The sequence below is a fragment of the Micromonospora tarapacensis genome (genome assembly GCF_019697375.1).
Classification (GTDB): Bacteria; Actinomycetota; Actinomycetes; order Mycobacteriales; family Micromonosporaceae; genus Micromonospora; species Micromonospora tarapacensis.
On sequence record NZ_JAHCDI010000004.1, the window covers coordinates 5,237,008 to 5,257,634 of the forward strand.

The window sequence follows — 20,627 nt, forward strand, 5'->3', positions numbered from 1 at the left end:
GGCAGGCAGCCGGGTCAGCCGCCGGTTGCCGGCTTGAGGCAGAGCACCGGGTTGGCGGTGGAGCCGCGCAGGTCCACGTGCGGCATGAGTGGGTCGGGGCAATTGTCCTTCGACTCGACCTTCGACACCACGGTGAAGGCGTCCGTCTCGGCGCAGTCGGCCGCGACGGCGCTGTCGCCGGATCGCTTCACGCAGGAGCCGACCGTGGGGTCGAACCCGCCCGCCTCGTCCGACCCGCCGACCGCGCCGAGGAGCATCAGCAGGCCGAGCGGGATGGCCAGGATGAGCACCGCGGCGACCAGCACCGCGGCGAGCACCCGGCCGTTGCGTACCTTCGGCACCGGTGCTTCCGCGGCCGGTTCGGCAACCGGCTTGAAGGCGTCGAAGCGGCCCTGGTCCGGATCTCCCGAACCGGCACCGGGGGTCGGGCTCCACGGCGGGGCGGACTGCGGCGGCGGCGGGAACGCCGGATCGTGGCCGGTCGGCTCGGACCGCACGGCGGACCCGTAGGCAACGCCCGAGCGTTCGGGTGGGCCGCCGAAGTGATCGCCACCGCCCGGACCGAACGGATCGCCACCACCCGGGCCGCCGAACCGCTCGGCCGGGCGCTCCGGCTCGGCATGCGGCCGGTTGCCGTTGACCGGGCGGTTGCTCGGCGGTGCGTCGATGAAGGACGGCAGTCCCGGCGGGAAGGCCGGTGGTGCCGCTGGAGACGCCGGGGCAGCCGCGCCCGCGAAGGCGTTCGGCCCGCCGGCCGGCGGCTCCCGATCGGCGAAGCGTGGCTCCAGGGCCTGGTCGAACCGTTCCGGGGCGGCCTGGTCGAACCGGGGCGCCGGCGGCTGTTCGTCCCGCTCCTGGGCCGGCTCCTCGGCCTGCTCGGGGCGGGCCGGCCGGCCGTACACGCGAGGCTGTGGCGCCGGTGACCCGGTCGGGTGGACCGCATGGTCGGCCGGCGGCATCACCCGGCTCGCCAGCGGCACGGAGGCGCTCGCCGTGACGCCGCCGCCAGCCGGTGTCGGGGTGGCCCGACCCTCGTTCTCCGGCGAGTTGCGGGGCGCGGGGACGACCGGCCCGGCCGGCGGCTGCGGGTCATCGTGGCGTGACTCGGGCTGGCCCCAGCCCATCCCTCCGGCCGGCTGGTCGGAACCCGGGCGGGCGCCCTGCCCGGCCTGGTCGTCGTACGGATTCGGCTGGCCGTAGTCGGTGGGCGGTGCGGAGGCCAGGCTGGCACCCGGCACCCGCTGCTCCTGCGGCGGCAACGGCACCATGTTGGCCGGCGAGATGCCCGGGGCCGGTGCCGGCTGGTAGACCGGGGCCTCCTCCGGCCGACCGGTGTCGGGCTCGCCGTCGGCGCGGGGTGGCCCGGCTTCCGCTCCCCCGGTGCGGCCCCATGCCTCACCGGGTGCCCACGGCTGGACGTCGGGCAGCGACGACCGGTCGGCGTTACGGGAGGGGAGCGGCTCCTGTGCCGGGCTCCAGGACGGTGGTGGTCCGGCCGCCGCGTTGCCGCCGGCCCAGCCGGTCGGCGCGTCCGGCGCAGGCGTGGCCCATCCCGGCTGTGCCGGACGCTCGCCACCGCTGGGCCATGCCTCGGCCGGTTGCTCACCGGCGTTGCCGCTGGTGGCGGGCTCCCATCGCTGGCCGGTGGCCCAGCTTGGCTGTTCCTGCTGGTCTGCCGGCCACGGGTCGGCTCGGGGCGATCCCTCGGCGGCGGGCCGGTGCTGCTGCGCGGCGTCGCTCTGCGGAACCTGGGCGGTGGCCCGGGCGGCCGGCTCGGCGCGGCCGGGGATCGGCTGGTCGACCTGGGCCCAGCCCGGCTGTGCCGGCTCGGGCTGGCTGCCGGCCGTGGCCCAGCCGGGAGCCGGGTCGCCGGCACGCGGTGTGGGCGTCCATTCCGGCTGCTGGCCGTCGGCCCATCCGCCGGGCTGGCCGGTGGCCGGCTGACCACCGCCCCAGCCGGGCGGCTGGCTCGGCGTCGCTTGTCCATTGGCCCAGTCGGGCTGGCTCGGGGCCGGTTGGTGGGGTGTCCACTCTGCTGGCTGGCGGGCGTCAGCCGGGGCGGGATCCGCCGCCCAGGCGGGGCTGCTCTGGCCGCCGACGGCCCAGGCGGGTTGATCCGGAGTGGACTGGCCGGCCTGGTTCCAACTCTGGGGGGGCTGCTGCGGCTGGCCTGCCTGAGCCGCCCAGGGCGGCTGGTTTCCGGCGGGCTGATCCCAACTGCCGGATGTCGGCGACTCCGCCTGCCGGGTCGCCTGTCCGCTGACCCACGGGGCCTCCTGCTGGTTCGCCCAGGCGGGTGCGGATGCGTCGGGTCGGTTGGGTGGCGGGGGAGCCCAGCCCAGATCGGGGGTGGGTGTGGCGTACCCGCTGTCCTGCTGAGCCGGTCGGTCGCCGTACGGCGCCGGTCCGCCGCCGCCCGGCGGCACCTCGTCCGGCTCCTGGCCGGGGCGGTGCGGGCCCTCGGACGTCATGCGTGCGCCTCCTCCATCACATGTCGGCCGCCGTCGCCGATGTCTCGGCAGGGCAGCCGGCGGTGCCGGCGTACCGGCCGTGCCGGCTCCCCGCACCGTATCCCGGTTGCCGCCGGAGGGCTTCCGGGGAGCTGTGGCCATCACTGTCCGTCGCCGAGTGGTGTCGAGGTGCTTTCATCGCCTCGACACGTCCCTGAGCGTGGACGACGACCGAGCCCCACCGTACCGGGCGCTGCGGCGGGGCGGTATCCCGGTGTCAGTGCCCGCTCGACGCCGACGACCCGCCCGGGTTGCTTCCGGGCGGGTCGTCGATCTGGAGGAGGCGGATAACGTCCGTGTGGCGTCAGTGCATGTGACGCTGGGCGATGGCGAGGATCTCGTCGCGGACCGCGGGCGAACCGGCGGAGCGCAGCGCCCGCTCGATGGCGCGGGCGCGGCGGCTGGCGTCGCGGCGGTTGCGGATTCGCTCGATCATGCTCATGGGTCTCTCCTGCTGGCTATTCGGTTGTCGTCCCGTCGTTGTCTCAATTGAAGCGCGAGAAGCCCTCAGGGTCCAGCGATTATTAGGTGAGTTGGACCACCAGCCTAAGAATCTTAGGTGGAGCGTGGTCTCCGGCGGTACTTTCTTCGTGCAATGGCAACGGCCGGTGTGCCGGGCGTTAACCCGTGGCACACCGGCCGTCGCCGTGCTGGATCGGTCACGTCCAGGCGAGCAGCGCCGCCTCCGGATCGGCGAGGAAGTCACCCACGTCGCGCAGGAACTTCGAGCCCAGCTCACCGTCGATGATCCGGTGGTCGAAGGAGAGGCCGAGCGTGGTGACCAGGCGCGGCTTGACCTTGCCCTTGTGCACCCAGGGCAGTTCCCGGACCGCGCCGAAGGCCAGGATCGCCGACTCGCCCGGGGGCAGGATCGGCGTACCGGTGTCCACCCCGAACACGCCGACGTTGGTGATGGTCAGGGTGCCACCGGACATGTCGGCCGGCGACGTCCTGCCCGCCTTGGCCGTCTGCACCAGTTCCGTCAACGCGTCCGCCAGCTCGCGCAGCGACAACCGGCCGGCGTCCTTGACGTTCGGCACGATCAGGCCACGCTCGGTGGCCGCCGCGATGCCGAGGTTGACGTACTCCTTGACGACGATCTCGTCGCCCGCCCAGGTGGAGTTGACCAACGGATGCCGCTTGACCGCCAGCAGCATCGCCTTGGCGACCAGCAGCAGCGGCGAGACGCGCACGTCGCGCCACTCCCGCCGGGCACGCAGCCGGTCCAGGGCCTTCATCGCCCGGGTCACGTCGACGGTGAGGAACTCGGTGACGTGCGGGGCGGTGAAGGCCGAGCGAGACATGTTCTCGGCGGTGAGCCGGCGTACCCCCTTGACCGGGATGCGCTGCTCGCGGTCCGCGCCGAAACTCGCGGCCGTGGTCGCCGGGGCGCCGACCGGCGGCTCCGCCGGGGAAGACGCCCGCTGTACGTCCTCGCGGGTGATCGAGCCCGACGGCCCCGATCCGACCAGCGTGCCCAGGTCCACGCCGAGGTCCCTGGCGAGCTTGCGTACCGGCGGCTTGGCCAGCACCGGCCCACCGCCCCGGCCGTTGCCGCTCACCGCCGGGCCGGGCGAGACCGGAGTCGCCGGGATCGGTGCCGGAACCGGCGCGACCGGTGCGGCCTCGACGGGGACGGGCGTGGCCTGCGCCGCAGTGCTCCGGCGAGGACGGCGCTTGGCCGCGGTGGTGCGCGGGCCGTAGCCGACCAGGACGGCCGTCCGGCCGCCCGGGGCGGGACCGCCGATCAGGCCCGGCTCCACCGCCCCTCGGCCGGCGCGACCTCGACGGCGGCCAGCGAGGCCGCCGACGGGGCGGGCAGATCCGCGCCGGACGTCCCGGTGGTCGACTCGACCGGACCGGCGCCCGGATCGGTGTCGATCGCGATGATCGGCGTGCCGACCTCGACCGTGCTGCCTTCCGGGTGGAAGATCGCCTGGACCTGGCCGGCCCACTTCGCCGGGATCTCGACGGCCGCCTTCGCCGTCTCCACCTCGACGATCGGCTGGTTCAGCTCGATGGTGTCACCGACCTTGACCAGCCAGGCGAGGATCTCGCCCTCGGTCAGCCCCTCGCCCAGGTCGGGCAGGTTGAACTCCTTGATCCGAGACATGCCGCTCACCACCCGAAGGAGCGGTCGACGGCGTCGAGCACCCGGTCGAGGTCGGGGAGGTACTCCTCCTCCACCCGGGACGCCGGGTAGGGCGTGTCGAAGCCGGTCACCCGCAGCACCGGCGACTCCAGGGAGTAGAAGCACTGCTCGGTGATCCGTGCCGCGATTTCGGCGCCCATGCCCAGGTTGCCCGGGGCCTCGTGCACCACCACCGCGCGGCCGGTGCGCCGCACCGACTCGTACACGACGCCGAGGTCCAGCGGGGACAGCGTACGCAGGTCGACGACCTCCAGCTCCCGGCCGTCCTCGGCGGCGGCGGTCGCCGCGTCGAGGCAGGTACGCACCATCGGGCCGTACGCCAGCAGGGTGGCGTCGGTGCCCGCCCGCGCGACCCGGGCGGCGTGCAGCGGGTACGCCTGCGACAGCGGGGCCTCCAGGTCGACCTGCCCCTTCTCCCAGTAGCGTCGCTTCGGCTCCAGGAACACGATCGGGTCGTCCGACGTGATCGCCTGCTGGATCATCACGTACGCGTCCTGCGGGTTGGCGCAGGAGACGACCTTCAGGCCGGCGGTGTGCGCGAAGTACGCCTCGGGCGACTCCGAGTGGTGCTCCACGGCGCCGATGCCGCCGCCGAACGGGATCCGGATGACCATCGGGATGTTCAGCTTGCCGCGCGAGCGGTAGTGCATCTTCGCCACCTGCGACACGATCTGGTCGTACGCGGGGTAGACGAAGCCGTCGAACTGGATCTCGCAGACCGGCCGGTAGCCACGGATGGCCAGGCCGACGGCGGTGCCGATGATCCCGGACTCGGCGAGCGGGGTGTCGATCACCCGCTGGTCGCCGAAGTCCTTCTGGAGACCGTCGGTGATCCGGAAGACACCGCCGAGCTTGCCGACGTCCTCGCCCATGATGACGACCTTCGGGTCGTTCTCCAGGGCCCTGCGCAGACCGACATTGAGGGCCTTGCCGAGGGTGAGCGTCTCCGTGGCCATCAGTGTGCGCTCCCCTCGAACGACGCGAAGTACCGGCTGAACTCTGCGCGCTGCTCGTCGAGCAGGGGCGACCCGTTGGGGTAGACGTGGTCGAACATGGTGGCGGGCTCCGGGTTCGGCATCGCCAGCACCCGCTCGCGCAGGTCCACCGCCTCCCGGCGGGCCTGCTCGTCCACCTCCGTGAAGAAGCCGGTGTCGGCGATCTTCTCCCGCTCCAGGAAGGTCTTCATCCGGGCGATCGGGTCCTTGGCCTGCCACGCCTCGACCTCGCTCGCGATGCGGTAGCGGGTCGGGTCGTCGGAGGTGGTGTGCGCGCCCATCCGGTACGTGTACGCCTCGATCAGGCTCGGGCCCTGCCCGTGCCGGGCGTTGTCCAGCGCCTGCCGGGTCACCGCGTAGGTGGCCAGCACGTCGTTGCCGTCCACCCGGATGCCGGGGAAGCCGAAGCCGGCCGCGCGCCGGTAGAGCGGGATGCGGGTCTGCCGCTCCAGCGGCTCGGAGATGGCGTACTGGTTGTTCTGGCAGAAGAACACCAGGGGCGAGTTGAACACGCCGGCCCAGACGAACGCCTCGTTCACGTCACCCTGGCTGGTGGCGCCGTCGCCGAAGTAGGCGATCACCGCCTCGCCGTCGTCGGTGCCGGTCCGGCCGTCCATCGCGACGCCCATGGCGTACCCGGTCGCGTGCAGGGTCTGCGCCCCGATCACGATCGTGTACATGTTGAACTTGAACTCGTTCGGATCCCAGCCGCCCTGGTCGACGCCGCGGAACAGGCCCAGCGGCATGATCGGGTCGATGCCCCGGCAGTAGAGCACGCCGTGCTCGCGGTAGGTGGGAAAGGCCATGTCCTGCGTACGCAGGGCCCGGCCCGAACCGACCTGGGCCGCCTCCTGGCCGAGCAGGCTCGCCCAGATGCCCAGCTCGCCCTGCCGTTGCAGGGCCGTGGCCTCGGCGTCCAGCTTGCGGACCAGCACCAGGTCGCGATAGAGGCCGCGGTACTCCTCGTCGGTGAAGTCGACCCGGTACTCGATGCCGTCCGGACCAATGACGCTGTCGATCCGCTCGCCCGCAGGGGTGAGCAGCTGCACCAGCTCCGGGTCGCCGCTGCTGGCCTTCCTGGTTCGGGGTGCGGCTCGCCGGCCGCGGGTGCTGGCCCCGGGGTCGCCCTTTGCCATCCGTCTCTCCCTGTCGTGTCTGCGTCGGCACCGGGGGGTCACCCGGCCGCGCGACTCGTGCGCCCGATTCCGGCTGGTGCCGGGATCGGTTCCTGGCGGCCGGGCCTAGCCCCGGTAGGGGTTGCCGCGCGGCATGAGCCGGATTCCATGGCCGAACCCGGTTCGGGAGCGCCGGTGCCCAGTCGCGCCTGCCGCATGGGTGCGCGGAGGTCGCGGCTGCGCTGCCGCCGTGGCTCCATACTCGCATCAGAGGTGAGTCCTCCCACACTCCACCTGCCCCGCACCTCAGGCGCGGCCCGCTTCGTTACCCGAAATACCGGACTGTCTGGTCGAGCGACGCGCGACCGATCCGGTGATGATTCGTCACTATTCGGCCAGATACGCGTGTCGACACGCGGTGTGGGGTTGGCCGACGCAGAGTCACTGACCCAGGCTGTTCGCGCGGGCCCGATCCAGCTCCGGCGGCCCGCCGGGCTCGCTCTGGCGGGCCCGGTCAGGGGCGACGACGAGGAGTGCGTGGTGTCCGAACCAGGTGCAGGTCCCGGGGGGCCGATCCTCGGCCGGCACCGGATGCCCGGCGGCTACCGCCGCGTGGTGGGTGCACACCGCGCCGCGCGCACCAGCGGGCCGGCCCGGGGTTACCTGTTGACCGTGGCCCTGCTCGCCGGCACGGCCTCGATGCCGGTGCTGGCCGCGATCAGCACCGGATCGGCGACGGTCGGCAGCACGGCGCTGCCGGACAGCGGCACGCCGTTCATCCCGACGCCCTCGATCGGTCCGGTGGTTGTCCCGCCGCCACCGACCACCACCCCGCCGACCACCACCCCGACGGCCACCGTGTCGGCGGTGCCGGCGGTCGAGCCGGCGGCGGACCGGCCGCGTCCGGTGCCCGCCCCGTCGGCCGAGCCGGTGCCGGCACGTCACCCCGAGCCGCCGGCGACCGTACCCGCGCCGCCCACCAACACGCCCGCCCCACGGCCGGCACCCACCCCGATCCGCACGCCCGCGCCCTCGTCGACCGCGACACCACCGGGCGGCTCGCCGTCGCCGACCAGCGATCCACCCACGGCATCGGCCGGTCCGAGCGGTTCCGTCGAGCCGAGCGGTTCCGTCGAGCCGAGCGGTTCCGTCGAGCCGAGCGCGTCGAGCGACCCACCGCCGACGACGGAGCCGACCGCGCCGGGTGACCCGTCGGCGTCGGCTGACCCGTCGGCACCGGTGGCGCCGACCGAGTCGAGTGACCCGTCCGCACCGGTGGCGCCGACCGAGTCGAGTCACCCGCCGACGGCCGGGCCGACCGCGTCGGTCGTCCCGACCGGCAGCGTCCCGCCCGAGGCTTCGCCGACCAACGTCAGCACCGAACCCGTGCTGCCCTCCACGCCGGAGCGCAGCGGCAGCGCACGTTCCCGGGCCGGGATCCGCCTCCGGCACCGCCGGACGTCCGGCGCGGGTCCGTCCGCCGGAGCCGGTCTGCCGGCCGCCCGCTGAGGCGCCACGGGCGCACCGGCCGGCCGGCTGGACGGATCCGCGTGCCGCTCAACCGTCGTCGGCGAGCCGGTGCCGGTTGGCCTCTATCCAGGCGTCGAGGGCGGCCGGGTCGTCCGGGTCGACGCCATCGGCCATCAACTGAGCCACCGCGGCGGTGGCCGGGCTGCGCCGCTCACCGGTCGCGTAGAGCCGGACGAACTCCGGCACCATCTCCTCGATCGCGGCGTCGGTCCCGGTGACGGCCGACTCGGGCAGTCCGCGCCGGCGGGCCGCGTACCCGGCCCAGGCCCGCAGCACCCGGGGCAACATCGCCGCGTCGTCCATGTCCAGCACGGCTCGGCGGTGCACCCAGTCGAGCAGGAAGAGCCCGGCGACGGTCGGACTCCACCGCAACGGATCGGCGTCCGGGAAGGTGGCCGCGTGGTCGAGCACCAGGCCCAGGCAGAAGTGCAGGGAGGCCAGATCGGCGCCGTCGACGGCGTCCAGCCCGGAGCGGGCCGCGTCCGGGGAGGCCAGGAAGCGGCGGATCTCCGCGGCCCGCTCGGCGTCCGGCAGCGGTTCGTCGGGCAACCGGGGCGGCGGCGCGGTCGCGGCCGGCAGGACCGCGAGGCGGGCACCGACGAGCGCACGGTCGGTGGCCAGCGAACCGGCGCCGGGCAGCTGACCGAGCTGGTCGGTGACCGTCAGGTGCCGGCTCACCTCGTCGCGCATCCGGGTCGGGCTCTCCTCCCGGAACCAGGTCAGCTCGTCGTCGGCGCACAGCTGCCGGACCTGCTCCAGGATCCGGCCGGCCGGCCCGCCGACGAAGACGTCCTTGGTGATGCCGATGTTGTGGTCGACGAGCGCCACCAGTGCGTGTTCCGGCCCACCCGAGGCGTCGTCGTAGGCAAAGGTCGCGAGGTAGGAGGTCTGGTCGCCGTACACGTCGCCGTATGCCCAGGTGCCGGTGAGGTGCACCCGGCCGAGCTGCCCGGACCAGGCGGGTGCGGTCGCTCCCGGGCGGACCCGGTCCGCGCCGTCCGCGTCCGGCACCAGGGCGGCGAAGACCGCCCGGACGGTGGTCGCCGCGGCGGCCCGCCGCCGCGAGGTGGCGGCGAGGAAGCCGCCGACGAAATCGCGTACCGCCGCCTCCCGGTCCGTCTCCGCGACCTCGTAAACGCTGCCCAGCAGTGCCGCGCCGAGCATCTCCGCGTCAAGGGCCGAATCGAGTTTGGTCACGTCGCGTGCGGCGTGCAGCACCGCGTCGTAGGGGGTCTGAGGCGTGGCCATGCTTCGACCCTACGCCGCTCGCTGTCCGGCGACGCGCTGAGCGGACCGACCGGCGAGGCGCCCGGCCGCGCGGTGCGCGAACCGACCCGGCGCCCCGGGTGCCGCCTCACCGGTGCCGGGCGACCTCCAGGACGGTGCGCGCGTCGGCGTGCGCGGCGATCACGGCCCGCACCGGGGCGAGCACGTGCTGGTCGCCGACCATGGCGACCGCCCTGGTCAGCTGCGTTTCGGCCCGCTGCCGGGCCCGCCGGGCGGCCCACCGGGTCACCGGGCGGGTCAGGGCCGCCACCAGCAGCCCGGTCAGCAGTCCGCCGAGCAGCAGCAGTGTGGGCACCGGCACCTCGCCGACCATCGGGTGCCGCAGCTCCGGCAACCCCAGGGCCCGCATGGCATAGCCGAGGAGCAGCCAGCCCAGCCCGGCAACCGCGGCGAGGGTCACCAGCCACTGCACTCCGCCGACCAGGCGCCACCAGGCGCGGGGGCGGCTCAGGTCGAGGTCGGCACCGGCGAGCGCGCGGTCCAGGGCGTCCGGCAGGTCGCCGAGGCGGGACCGGGCCGCCGCGGTCACCGCGTTCGGCCAGGCGCTCGGCAGCCCGGCGCCGGCCTGCTCGGCCACCGTTCGCAGCGCCAGCGCCAGCGCGGACTTGTCGGCGGCGCTGGGCTCGGGTACGGACGTCGCGGCGACCAGGCTCGCCGCCGGATCACCACCCTGCGGCCCCGGCAGGTGCAGCCGGCGCAGCGGATCGGGCCGCAGCCGCCGCCAGGACCGCACCAGCGGCCAGCCGGTGGCCGCCGCGGCACGGTGCTGGTACGTCTGCTCGACCGCCTCCACCACCGTCGGCACCCCCGCTGCGCGGGCCAGCGCGCGATCCAGCGCGGTGACCGCGGGATCGTCCGTCGGCAGCGCCGTCCGGGGCGCGCCGACCATGTCGTCCAGGGTGGCGACGACGGCGTCCACGTCGCCGGAGAGCCGGCGCAGCGCGGCCTGCCGCTCGGCCACGGTGCGTTGCAGCGCCGCCCGCAACCCCTCCGGGCCGGTCGGGTCGGCGACCGTCGCGGCCAGCAGCGACACCCCGTCCAGCCCGTCCGCGTCGAGGAGCCGGCGCAGGTCGGCGAGGACCCGGGGCACCTCGGCCGGGGGCAGCCGATCGGTCTGGTTGAGCACGACCAGGGTGACGTCCCGGTGCCGGCTGAATTCGCGGAGGTAGCTGCGGTGGACCACCCGGTCGGCGTACTTCTGCGGGTCGACCACCCAGACCACGAGGTCCACCAGGCCGAGCAGCCGGTCCACCTCCAGCCGGTGCGAGTGCTGGACGGAGTCGAAGTCCGGCAGGTCGAGCAGGATCAGACCGTGCAGTGTGGACTCGTCGTCGCCGTCCAGCAGGCTCTCCCGGACGAAGCGATGCCGCGGTAGCACGCCGAGCCAGTCGAGCAGCCGGGTGCCGCCGTCGAGCGGCCCCCAGACGCAGGCGTGGGTCACCCCGGTGGTCGGCCGGCGTACCCCGACGGGGGACAGGTCCATCCGCGCCATCGCGTTGAACAGGCTCGACTTGCCGCTGCCGGTCGTGCCGGCCAGGGCGACGACGGTGTGGTCCCGGGACAGGGCCAGCCGGGTCGCGGCCCGTTCGACCAGGGTGCGGGCCGGAACCAGCGGGGTGTCCGGCAGGTGGCCGTCGACGATGCCGAGGAACCGCTGCACCGCCTCCAGCCGGGCGAACAACTGGTCGGCGTCGACCCGCCCGTCGGCCACCCGGAGCGCCTCACGGAGGCGCCCGCCCATGCCGGTCACCGCAGTTCCCGACCGGCATCCGGGGCGTCCGCGCCCGCCGGCCCGCCGAGCGCGCCGGCGGCATCGGCGAATCCGCTGCTGCGTCGGGCCGCCTCCACCCGTCCGGCCGCCCGGCGCAGTGCCGGTGCGGTCCCCGCCGCCGGCCGGGCCTGGTCCGTCCGGGAGAGATACCGGGCGGCCTCGGTGTCCAGCAGGCCCTGCACCCGCTCCAGGAGGTCCTCCCGGGCCTTGCTGGCCAGCGTGCGTACGGCCTGGTCGCCGAAGACGGCCTGGAGCACCGCCTGGCCGGCGACGGTGGTGCCGGCCCCGGTGGCGACCTCCAGGCCGGTCGGGATGAACGCCGTCGAGGCGAAGACCGCGATCATCACGACCAGTCCGGTGGCGTTGACCGCGTACGCCGCCGTGCGGGCCACGAAACGTCGGTCGCCGCCCTCGGTCCGGACCAGCTCCAGCACGCCGCGCTGCCAGTCCCGAACCAGCCGCTCGGCTCGCTCGGGCAGCTCGGCGGAATGATGGGCGAGGTCCGGTTCGAGCAGTGCGGCCCCGGCCGGATGCGCCTTCCACCCGGTGTACGCGTGCTCGGCCGCTTCGGCGGCCACGCCCCGCAGCAAGGTCACCAGTTGGGACTCGATCGCGTCGCGCAGTTCGGCGGCCGGCGGCGGACGCCCGGTGAACGCGGCCACGACGCGGTCGCGCAGCCGGCCGATCCGCGCCTCCAGGCTGCGGAAGAGGTCGCTCGTGCCGATGAACTCCTGCCAACGGGCAAGCACCTCGCCACGGAGCAGCCGGCCGTCGCGCAGCCCCTGGTCGACCGTCCGGTTCGCGGCCCGGTACGCCGCGCGTACCCGATCGTCCAGCGCGTCCGCGGCGGCCACCTGCTCGTCGGCGGCCACGGCCAGGCTCTCGACGGAGGGTTGCAGGGCGGCCAGCGCGCCGCCCAGGGTCTGCCGGACGACCGCCGAGCGGGCGTCCGCGTCGGCGGCGAGTCGGGCGAACCAGCCCGCCAGCGGTGCGGTGGCCCGGCCGGGCAGCAGGCCCTGCCCGTCGACCCAGGTCTCCGGCAGCACGAACAGCGGTGCCGAGCCGAGGTCCTGCTCGGCCAGCATCTCGGCGAGGTGGGCGGCGACCTCGTCGGTCGCCTCCACCGGCACCCGGTCGAGCACCAGGGCGATCACCGCGCCTCGGGCCCGCGCACCGCGCAGCAGGTCCCAGGGGACCGCGTCGGCATACCGGGCGGCGGTGGTGACGAAGAGCCAGAGGTCGGCGGCGGCGAGGAGCTGGCCGGCCAGCGCCCGGTTGGCGTCGACCACGGAGTCGATGTCGGGCGCGTCCAGGAACGCCAGCCCCGGGGGGAGGGCGGGGGCGGTGACCAGGTGCAGGGTGCGGGGGTCGCCGCTGGGCTGGCTGGTGCGGGTCAGCCCGGGCAGCAACTCGCCACGGCGGAACCAGGGCGAGTCGGCGGGGTTGCAGACCAGGACCGGGGAGCGGGTGGTCGGCCGCAGCACCCCGGCGACGCTGACCCGGGCCTGCACCAGACTGTTGATCAGGGTCGACTTGCCGGCGCCGGTGGAGCCGCCGACCACCACGAGCAGCGGGGCGTCGAGGCGGGCGAGGCGGGGCAGCAGGTAGTCGTCGAGCTGGTCGGCGAGCGCGGCACCGATTCGTCCGGCTGGTTCGGCGGAGGGCAGAACCAGCGGGAACCGGGCCGCGCCGATCGCGGCCCGCAGGCCGGTCAGGGCGTCCGGCAGGGCGTCGTCCCCGCTGGCCGCGGGCCGGTCCTCCCCGGCGCCGGTGAGGCCGGTGCGGGCTGCGACGGCGGGCGTGCCGGACAGTGAGTCGGTATCGCCATTCGTCGTCACCGCTAAAGCGTGCCCGACCGACACAAGGTAAGACAACCAGTCGGTAGCGACCGGCGAGTTGCGCCCATCCGGCTCAACCTTGACTTGACGATTTGCGGGGACGTGGCACTATTGAGTCAAGTTCACTCAACTTGGGGTGGGGTCGCCGAGGGCGGCACCCGCCGCGCAGTGCGACGGGAGGGCCCGTCACCTGCTCAACGTTACGAAGCGAGGAAGCGAAGATGGCACGTGCGGTCGGCATCGACCTCGGCACGACGAACTCCTGCGTCAGCGTCCTGGAGGGCGGTGAGCCCACCGTCATCGCCAACGCTGAGGGCTCGCGGACGACCCCGTCGATCGTCGCGTTCGCCCGCAACGGCGAGGTGCTCGTCGGCGAGGTCGCCAAGCGTCAGGCGGTGACGAACCCGGACCGGACGATCCGCTCGGTCAAGCGGGAGATCGGCACCAACTGGTCCGTCGACATCGACGGCAAGAAGTACACCCCGCAGGAGATCTCGGCCCGCACCCTGATGAAGCTCAAGCGGGACGCGGAGGCATACCTGGGCGAGCAGATCACCGATGCGGTGATCACCGTCCCGGCCTACTTCAACGACGGCCAGCGCCAGGCCACCAAGGAGGCCGGTGAGATCGCCGGCTTCAACGTGCTGCGGATCGTCAACGAGCCGACCGCGGCCGCCCTGGCATACGGGCTGGACAAGGGCTCCAAGGAGCAGACCGTCCTGGTCTTCGACCTCGGCGGTGGCACCTTCGACGTGTCGCTGCTGGAACTGGCCGAGGGCGTCATCGAGGTCAAGTCGACAAGCGGTGACAACCTGCTCGGTGGTGACGACTGGGACCAGCGGATCATCGACCACCTGGTGAAGACCTTCCGGGGCGAGCACGGCATCGACCTGGCCCAGGACAAGATGGCGATGCAGCGGCTCAAGGAGGCCGCCGAGAAGGCGAAGATCGAGCTGTCCGCCGCGACCACCACCAACATCAACCTGCCCTACATCACCGCCGGTGCCGCCGGCCCGCTGCACCTGGACGTGACGCTCAGCCGGGCCGAGTTCCAGCGCATGACGCAGGACCTGCTGGACCGCTGCAAGGGTCCGTTCGAGCAGGCGGTGAAGGACGCGGGGATCAAGATCTCCGATGTCGACCACGTGATCCTGGTCGGCGGTTCGACCCGGATGCCGGCCGTGACCGAGCTGGTCAAGCAGCTCACCGGCAAGGAGCCCAACAAGGGCGTCAACCCGGATGAGGTCGTCGCCGTCGGCGCCGCCCTCCAGGCCGGTGTGCTCAAGGGCGAGGTCAAGGACGTCCTGCTGCTCGACGTGACCCCGCTGAGCCTGGGCATCGAGACCAAGGGCGGCATCTTCACCAAGCTGATCGAGCGCAACACCACCATCCCGACCAAGCGCTCCGAGGTGTTCACCACCGCCGACGACAACCAGCCGTCGGTGCTGATCCAGGTCTTCCAGGGCGAGCGCGAGATCGCCGCGTACAACAAGAAGCTCGGCACCTTCGAGCTGACCGGCCTGCCGCCGGCCCCGCGCGGTGTGCCGCAGATCGAGGTCACCTTCGACATCGACGCCAACGGCATCGTCAACGTCCACGCGAAGGACCTGGGCACCGGCAAGGAACAGAAGATGACCATCACCGGCGGCTCCTCGTTGCCGAAGGACGACATCGAGCGGATGCGTCGGGACGCCGAGGAACACGCGGAGGAGGACAAGCGCCGCCGCGACGAGGCCGAGAGCCGCAACGTGGCCGAGGCCCTGCAGTGGCAGACCGAGAAGTTCCTCGCCGAGAACGGTGACAAGCTCCCGGCAGAGAACCGCGACAAGCTCAACGAGGCGCTCGGTGAGCTGCGCGGCGCCCTCGGTGGCAGCGACATCGAGAAGATCAAGTCGGCGCACGAGCGGCTCGCGCAGGTCTCGCAGGAGGCCGGCTCGCTGCTCTACGCCCAGCAGGCCGAGCAGCCCCCGACGGAGGACGCGGCCGGCGCCGGCGCAGCCGGTCCGGGTGCGGCCGGCGGTGGGCAGGCCGGTGGCGCGCGACCCGGTGCGGACGACGTGGTCGACGCGGAGATCGTGGACGAGGACAAGAAGTGACGGTCCTGGCGACCCGAGCTCACGGGCAGAGGGATGAGGTAGTCGTATGACGGAGAAGCCACGAGCCGCCGACCCGGGCCGCACCGGGTCGGCGCCGGGTGGCTCGGCGTCCGAGCCGGCCGCCGGCGACGCGCCGCGGGTCGTCATCCGCAACAACCGCAAGATCAGCCAGATCCGGGAGCCCGACGGTACGGCCGCCGACGCCGGGCCCGACGTCCCGGCGGAGGGTCTGGTCGAGGACGCCGAGGTGGTCGTCGACTCGATCGAGGTCGAGGCCGGCGCGCTGAGCGAATCGTCCTCCAGCGAGGGCCCGGCGGTGGTGGACGCCCCGGCGCAACCCGCCGATGAGCCCTCGGAATCGGCCGGTGGTGGCGGCGGGCTCGGCGCCGAACTGGAAGCGCTCCGCGCCGAGATGGAGGAGCGCACGCGGGATCTGCAACGGGTGTCGGCCGAGTACGCCAACTACCGCAAGCGGGTCGAGCGTGACCGTGGCCTGGTCACCGAGCAGGCGACCGGCTCGGTGCTCGCCGCGCTGCTGCCGATCCTGGACGATCTCGACCGGGCCCGGGAACACGGCGATCTGGTCGGCCCGTTCGGTGCGGTGGCGGACCAGCTGACCACCGCGCTGGGCAAGTTCGGGTTGACCCCGTTCGGTGAGCAGGGCGACCCGTTCGACCCGACGCGGCACGAGGCGGTGGCCCATCAGACCTCGGCCGACGTCAGCGAGCCGACCTGCGTGCAGGTGATGCGTCGGGGCTACCAGATCGGTGAGCGACTGTTGCGGCCCGCGCTGGTCGCGGTCGCCGAGCCGGAATAGTGCGTGATGGTGACCCGGTCGCCCCGCCCGCCGATACCCGGTGGGCGGGGCGACCCGGACCCGGAGGCGGGGAGGAGGTGCCCGAGTGAGTTCCAAGGACTGGATCGAGAAGGACTACTACGCGGTCCTGGGCGTGGCCAAGTCCGCCCCCGCTGACGAGATCAAGAAGGCGTACCGGAAGCTGGCCCGCGAATCGCACCCGGACCACAACCCCGGTGACACCAGGGCCGAGGAACGCTTCAAAACGGTCTCCGAGGCGTACGCGGTGCTCGGCGACGACGCGAAGCGCCGCGAGTACGACGAGATGCGCTCGCTGTTCGGCTCGGGCGCGTTCCGGCGTGGCGCCCGCCAGCCGGGCCAGCCGGGCGGCGTGCCGTTCGACGTCTCCGACCTGTTCGACGGCGGGCAGCCCGGCGGTGGCCGGTTCGCCGGTGGCGGCATCTCCGACCTGTTCAGCTCGATCTTCTCGGGCGCCGGCGGTGGTGCGGGCGCACCCGGCCCGGCCCGCGGGCGCGACATCGAGACCGAGGTGGCGCTCGACTTCGACGACGCCGTCCGGGGGGTGACCCTGCCGTTGACGCTCCGGGCGCCCGGCGTCTGCGACACCTGCCACGGCAACGGCGCCAAGCCCGGCACCCGGCCGCGGGCCTGCCCGGTCTGCCGTGGGGCCGGAGTGACCACCCGGAACCAGGGCGCGTTCAGCTTCTCCGAGCCGTGTCGCAACTGCCAGGGCGTCGGCACGGTGGTGGACGAGAAGTGTCCCGAGTGCCAGGGCACCGGCGGGGTCACCAAGACCCGGACGCTCAACGTCCGGTTCCCGGCCGGGGTGGCCGACGGCCAGCGGATCCGGCTGGCCGGCCGGGGCGAGCCGGGCGAGCGCGGCGGCCCCGCGGGTGACCTGTTCGTGCACGTGAAGGTCCGGCCGGACGAGCTGTTCGGGCGCACCGGTGACGACCTCACCCTGACCGTCCCGATCACGTTCGCGGAGGCCGTGCTCGGCACCGACCTGCGGGTGCCGACCCTCGACGGTGCGGTGACCCTGCGGGTGCCACCGGGTACGCCGAGCGGGCGGATCCTGCGAGCCCGGGGCAAGGGGGTCAGCCGCCGCGACGGTCAGGCCGGTGACCTGCTGGTCACCCTCGACGTGGTGGTGCCGGCACGAGTCTCGGACGAGGCACGGGCAGCCCTTGAGACGTTCGCCGAGCAGACCCCGCCGGCGGCTCGGGAACACCTCGACGTACGGGTGCGTCGGTTCGGTTGATCGGTGAAGCGGTGCGGAGGTGAGCGGGATGAACGGGTTCATCGGGTCGGATGACCCTGCCTACGAGGCCAAGGTGCTCATGATCTCGGTTGCGGCGCGGATGGCGGGGATGCACCCGCAGACGCTTCGCCAGTACGACCGGCTCGGCCTGGTCCAGGCCGGTCGGGCGGCCGGTGGTGGGCGGCGGTACAGCGTCCGGGACGTGGTGCTGCTGCGTGAGGTGCAGCGGCTCAGCCAGGACGACGGGGTCAACCTCGCCGGGATCAAGCGGATCATCGGGTTGGAGCAGCTGCTGGAGCAGGCGCAGCACCGGCTCGCCCAGCTTGAGGCCGAACTCGATGCCGCGTACCGGCGGGTGGCCGAACTGGAGTCGCTGGCCCGCTTCCCCGGTCGTGACCTGGTCCCGACCAACCAGACCTCGACCGCCCTGGTGGTCTGGCGTCCCCGCCGCAGTCCCGGCCGCTGACCGGAGCCCGCCCGGGGGTTGCCGCACTTTCCCGAAACCCGAGTGCGAGCCGGCTCACCTCCGCTAGCCTCGAAATCAGATCCAACTATCCCAATCCGGACTCCTAGCGTGGCGGGGGGCGCCGTGACGGAATCGGCGAAGAAGGTGGCCGAAGAGGCGGAACATCGGCTTGACAACCTGGCCGAGGACGTCCGGAAGCGATTCGATCGGATCACCCAGGGGCGCCTCTCCGACCAGGTGAAGGCCGGCAGGTTCAGCGGACGCGCCGGCCCGGGCGGACACGGCGCCGGCTGGGCGCGTACCGACCAGCACCGCCGCCAGCGGGGCGGATCGGACAGCTGAGGATCCGCCGTCGTGCGGGCCGGGAGCCACGGGGGGTCCCGGCCCGTTCGCCGGCTGGCCGGGGGGCAATCCACGAACCGGAGCTGGACCTCAGAGGCGACGGTTCTCCCGAACCAGCCCGCCCTCGCACCACTCCCGGTAGACGAACATCTCCGGCCGGGTGAGCAGCACCCGGCTGTTGTGGGCCCAGGTCCGCATCATCTCGTCGCCGTTGCGCCCGGCCTGGTCCACCAGCTTGCGAAAGCGCCGTTTCGGATGGGCCCGGAAATTCGTCCGGATCCCGTCCGCGGCGTAGATGTAGAGGCAGTGCAGCGCGAACCGCCGAGCCGGGCAGCGCGTGTCCATCGCCAACTCGAACAGCGTCATCACCAGCCGGTCACCGGAGACCAGCAGGTCCCAGTCGGGTGGCATGGACGTCAACGGGACGGAATCCGGGTGGTATGCCCACGCTCGCAACTCCGCCGGGGTCGGGTCGACGGGGTTGGCAAAGCCGTGGAACGCTGACTCCTGCACGCTCACCGGCCAACCTTCCGCTCTCGCCCACGGGGGCGTCCGCCCGCCGTGAACCCTGGCTGCTGGGGCGAAACGTTAACGCGTACTGGTGAGTCACGGGTAGCCCCCGCGGGTGGCAATTCGGCATCTGTCCGCCATCCGGGAACGGCCGGGGCACGAACCACCGGCCGCCACCGGTTCATTCGGCCACCGGCGCCGGGCTCGCCCGCTGGGCCCTGGCCCGCCCGCGGAGCCACTGCTTGAACCAGTTCAGGTCCGGCAACCGGGCGAGCATCGGCCCGGTCACCACCGTGATGAGCACGTACGCCGTGGCGAGCGCCGCCAGCTGAGGCTCGACGCTGCCGGCGGCCACCGCCAGCCCGGCGATGACGATGGAGAACTCTCCCCGGGGTACGAGTGCCAGCCCGGCGCGCCAGCGTCCCGGCTCGGCGATTCCGGCCCGCCGGGCCGCCAGGTAGCCGGTCAGGGTCTTCGTTCCCATCGTCACCACTGCGAGCAGCAGCGCCGGCAGCAGCACCGGCGGGATGTCCCGCGGGTCGGTGACCAGGCCGAAGAAGACGAAGAAGACGGCGGCGAACAGGTCCCGCAGCGGCGTCAGCAGCTGCGTGGCGTGGTGGGCGACCGGCCCGGAGAGCGCGATGCCGACCAGGAACGCGCCGACCGCCGCCGACACCTGAAGCTTCGCCGCGAGCCCGGCCACCAGCAGGGTCAGGCCGAGCACCCCGAGCAGCAGTGCCTCGGCGTCGTCGGCCGACATGAAACGGGAGATGACCTTGCCGTACCGGACGGCGACCACCAGCACCGCGATCACGGTCAGTACCGCGACGCCCAGGCCGAGGCCGCCCTTGGCCAGACCGACGCCGGCCAGCAGGGCGGTCACCAGGGGCAGGTAGAACGCCATCGCCAGGTCCTCGATCACCAGCACCGAGAGGACCACCGGCGTCTCCCGGTTACCGAGCCGGCCCAGGTCGGCGAGAACCTTGGCGATCACGCCGGAGGACGAGATCCAGGTGATCCCGGCGAGCACCACCGCGGAGACCCAACCCCAGCCGAGCAGCAGCGCGAAGGCCGCCCCCGGCAGTGCGTTGAGCAGCACGTCGATCAGGCCGGCCGGCGCGGACGCTCGGAGGTTGCCGACCAGTTCGCTGGCCGAGTACTCCAGGCCGAGCATCACCAGCAGCAGGATCACGCCGATCTCCGCGCCGACGGCGAAGAACTCCTCGCTGGCGTTGAGTTCCACGATGCCGCCGTGGCCGAAGGCGAGGCCGGCGAGCAGGTACAGCGGGATCGGCGACAGGCCGATCCGGCGGCTGAGCCGGCCGAGCAGACCGAGCAGGAACAGCAGCGCGCCGACTTCGACGAGCAGGGTCGTGGTTTCGTGCATCCGCGCCTCAGCCGTCCGGATCGCCGTCGGCGAAGATGGCCGTCACCGCGTCGAGACCGTGGCGGGTCCCGACGACGACCACCACGTCGCCGGCGGCGAACCGGAACGAGGGAGCCGGAGAGACGTTCACCTCGCCGTCGCGCAGCACGGCCACGATCGAGGCGCCGGTGCGCGTCCGGGCCTTCGTGTCCCCCAGCTGCCGATTGACGTACGGCGAGGAGGCCGGAATCGCGACCTGCTCGGTGAGCAGCCCGGCGGCCTGCTCCCGCAGCCCGGAGAGCTGGCCGAGCATCAGCGACGCGCCGAGAATGTCGGCCAGCGCCTCCGCCTCGTCATCGGTGAGCGGGATGTCCGCCGCGCAGGCGTCCGGGTCATCCGGGTCGTAGAGGACGAGGTCCCGCCGGCCGTTGCGATGGGAGACGACGCCGAGGCGGCGACCCGACTCCGTCACCATGTCGTGGCGGACACCGATCCCCGGTAAGGCAGTCTGTTCGACACGTACTCGCACGAGCTCAGGCTACCTCTCGCGTCGGAGGCCGAATGACCATGC

General features: G+C 73.3%; 16 protein-coding genes and 1 pseudogene. 6 read left to right on the plus strand and 11 right to left on the minus strand.

Annotated features, from left to right (window positions below; genetic code table 11):
- Positions 1–14: 14 nt before the first annotated feature.
- The 5 genes and pseudogenes from KIF24_RS30135 to pdhA form a co-directional block, all read right to left on the minus strand.
- A complete protein-coding gene (locus tag KIF24_RS30135) occupies positions 15–2,471 on the minus strand; it encodes a hypothetical protein (RefSeq protein WP_221086914.1) in 2,457 nt (818 codons plus the stop codon).
- A 343-nt stretch (positions 2,472–2,814) separates the two neighbouring features.
- Positions 2,815–2,952, minus strand: coding sequence for a hypothetical protein (locus KIF24_RS30140; RefSeq protein ID WP_221086915.1), 138 nt, complete (start codon positions 2,950–2,952; stop codon positions 2,815–2,817).
- Positions 2,953–3,169: 217 nt separating this feature from the next.
- Positions 3,170–4,623: pseudogene (locus tag KIF24_RS30145) on the minus strand (dihydrolipoamide acetyltransferase family protein).
- 5 nt (positions 4,624–4,628) lie between these two features.
- Positions 4,629–5,618 carry an alpha-ketoacid dehydrogenase subunit beta gene (locus KIF24_RS30150; RefSeq protein ID WP_221086916.1) on the minus strand — a complete coding sequence of 330 codons (990 nt, stop codon included), beginning with the start codon at positions 5,616–5,618 and terminating at the stop codon, positions 4,629–4,631.
- Positions 5,618–6,793 carry a pyruvate dehydrogenase (acetyl-transferring) E1 component subunit alpha gene (gene pdhA, locus KIF24_RS30155; protein ID WP_221086917.1) on the minus strand — a complete coding sequence of 392 codons (1,176 nt, stop codon included), beginning with the start codon at positions 6,791–6,793 and terminating at the stop codon, positions 5,618–5,620. The genes KIF24_RS30150 and pdhA overlap by 1 nt, the downstream gene beginning before the upstream one ends.
- Before the next feature lie 519 nt (positions 6,794–7,312).
- Between pdhA and KIF24_RS30160 the strand changes: the two genes are divergently transcribed.
- Positions 7,313–8,281: a hypothetical protein gene (locus tag KIF24_RS30160; RefSeq protein WP_221086918.1), complete on the plus strand. Its 969-nt coding sequence runs from the start codon at positions 7,313–7,315 to the stop codon at positions 8,279–8,281.
- 48 nt (positions 8,282–8,329) lie between these two features.
- On the opposite strand, the gene KIF24_RS30165 is transcribed toward KIF24_RS30160, so the two are convergent.
- From KIF24_RS30165 to KIF24_RS30175, 3 genes are all read right to left on the minus strand, one after another.
- On the minus strand, positions 8,330–9,550 hold the full coding sequence (locus tag KIF24_RS30165; protein ID WP_221086919.1) for a hypothetical protein: 1,221 nt from the start codon (positions 9,548–9,550) through the stop codon (positions 8,330–8,332).
- 106 nt (positions 9,551–9,656) lie between these two features.
- Entirely contained in the window at positions 9,657–11,330 is a 1,674-nt protein-coding gene (locus tag KIF24_RS30170) for a GTPase (RefSeq protein ID WP_221086920.1), read from the minus strand.
- A 5-nt stretch (positions 11,331–11,335) separates the two neighbouring features.
- Positions 11,336–13,198, minus strand: a complete 1,863-nt coding sequence (locus tag KIF24_RS30175) for a GTPase domain-containing protein (RefSeq protein WP_221086921.1) — start codon at positions 13,196–13,198, stop codon at positions 11,336–11,338.
- Positions 13,199–13,419: 221 nt separating this feature from the next.
- Here KIF24_RS30175 and dnaK point away from each other — a divergent pair, with 221 nt between their 5' ends.
- The 5 genes from dnaK (at position 13,420) to KIF24_RS30200 (ending at position 18,180) form a co-directional block, all read left to right on the plus strand.
- Entirely contained in the window at positions 13,420–15,294 is a 1,875-nt protein-coding gene (gene dnaK / locus KIF24_RS30180; RefSeq protein WP_221086922.1) for a molecular chaperone DnaK, read from the plus strand.
- A 46-nt stretch (positions 15,295–15,340) separates the two neighbouring features.
- On the plus strand, positions 15,341–16,111 hold the full coding sequence (gene grpE / locus KIF24_RS30185; protein ID WP_221086923.1) for a nucleotide exchange factor GrpE: 771 nt from the start codon (positions 15,341–15,343) through the stop codon (positions 16,109–16,111).
- 85 nt (positions 16,112–16,196) lie between these two features.
- Entirely contained in the window at positions 16,197–17,372 is a 1,176-nt protein-coding gene (dnaJ, locus tag KIF24_RS30190) for a molecular chaperone DnaJ (protein ID WP_221086924.1), read from the plus strand.
- 28 nt (positions 17,373–17,400) lie between these two features.
- Complete coding sequence (locus KIF24_RS30195; RefSeq protein ID WP_221086925.1) at positions 17,401–17,838, plus strand: heat shock protein transcriptional repressor HspR; 438 nt, start codon at positions 17,401–17,403, stop codon at positions 17,836–17,838.
- Positions 17,839–17,961: 123 nt separating this feature from the next.
- Positions 17,962–18,180 (plus strand): hypothetical protein, encoded by a 219-nt coding sequence (locus tag KIF24_RS30200; RefSeq protein ID WP_221086926.1) that lies wholly within the window; start codon positions 17,962–17,964, stop codon positions 18,178–18,180.
- A gap of 90 nt (positions 18,181–18,270) precedes the next feature.
- Here KIF24_RS30200 and KIF24_RS30205 read toward each other — a convergent pair whose 3' ends face one another.
- From KIF24_RS30205 to KIF24_RS30215, 3 genes are all read right to left on the minus strand, one after another.
- Positions 18,271–18,699 (minus strand): hypothetical protein, encoded by a 429-nt coding sequence (locus KIF24_RS30205; protein ID WP_221086927.1) that lies wholly within the window; start codon positions 18,697–18,699, stop codon positions 18,271–18,273.
- 172 nt (positions 18,700–18,871) lie between these two features.
- Positions 18,872–20,077, minus strand: coding sequence for a cation:proton antiporter (locus KIF24_RS30210; protein WP_221086928.1), 1,206 nt, complete (start codon positions 20,075–20,077; stop codon positions 18,872–18,874).
- Between the two features lie 7 nt (positions 20,078–20,084).
- A complete protein-coding gene (locus KIF24_RS30215) occupies positions 20,085–20,585 on the minus strand; it encodes a cation:proton antiporter regulatory subunit (RefSeq protein ID WP_221086929.1) in 501 nt (166 codons plus the stop codon).
- Between the last annotated feature and the right edge of the window lie 42 nt (positions 20,586–20,627).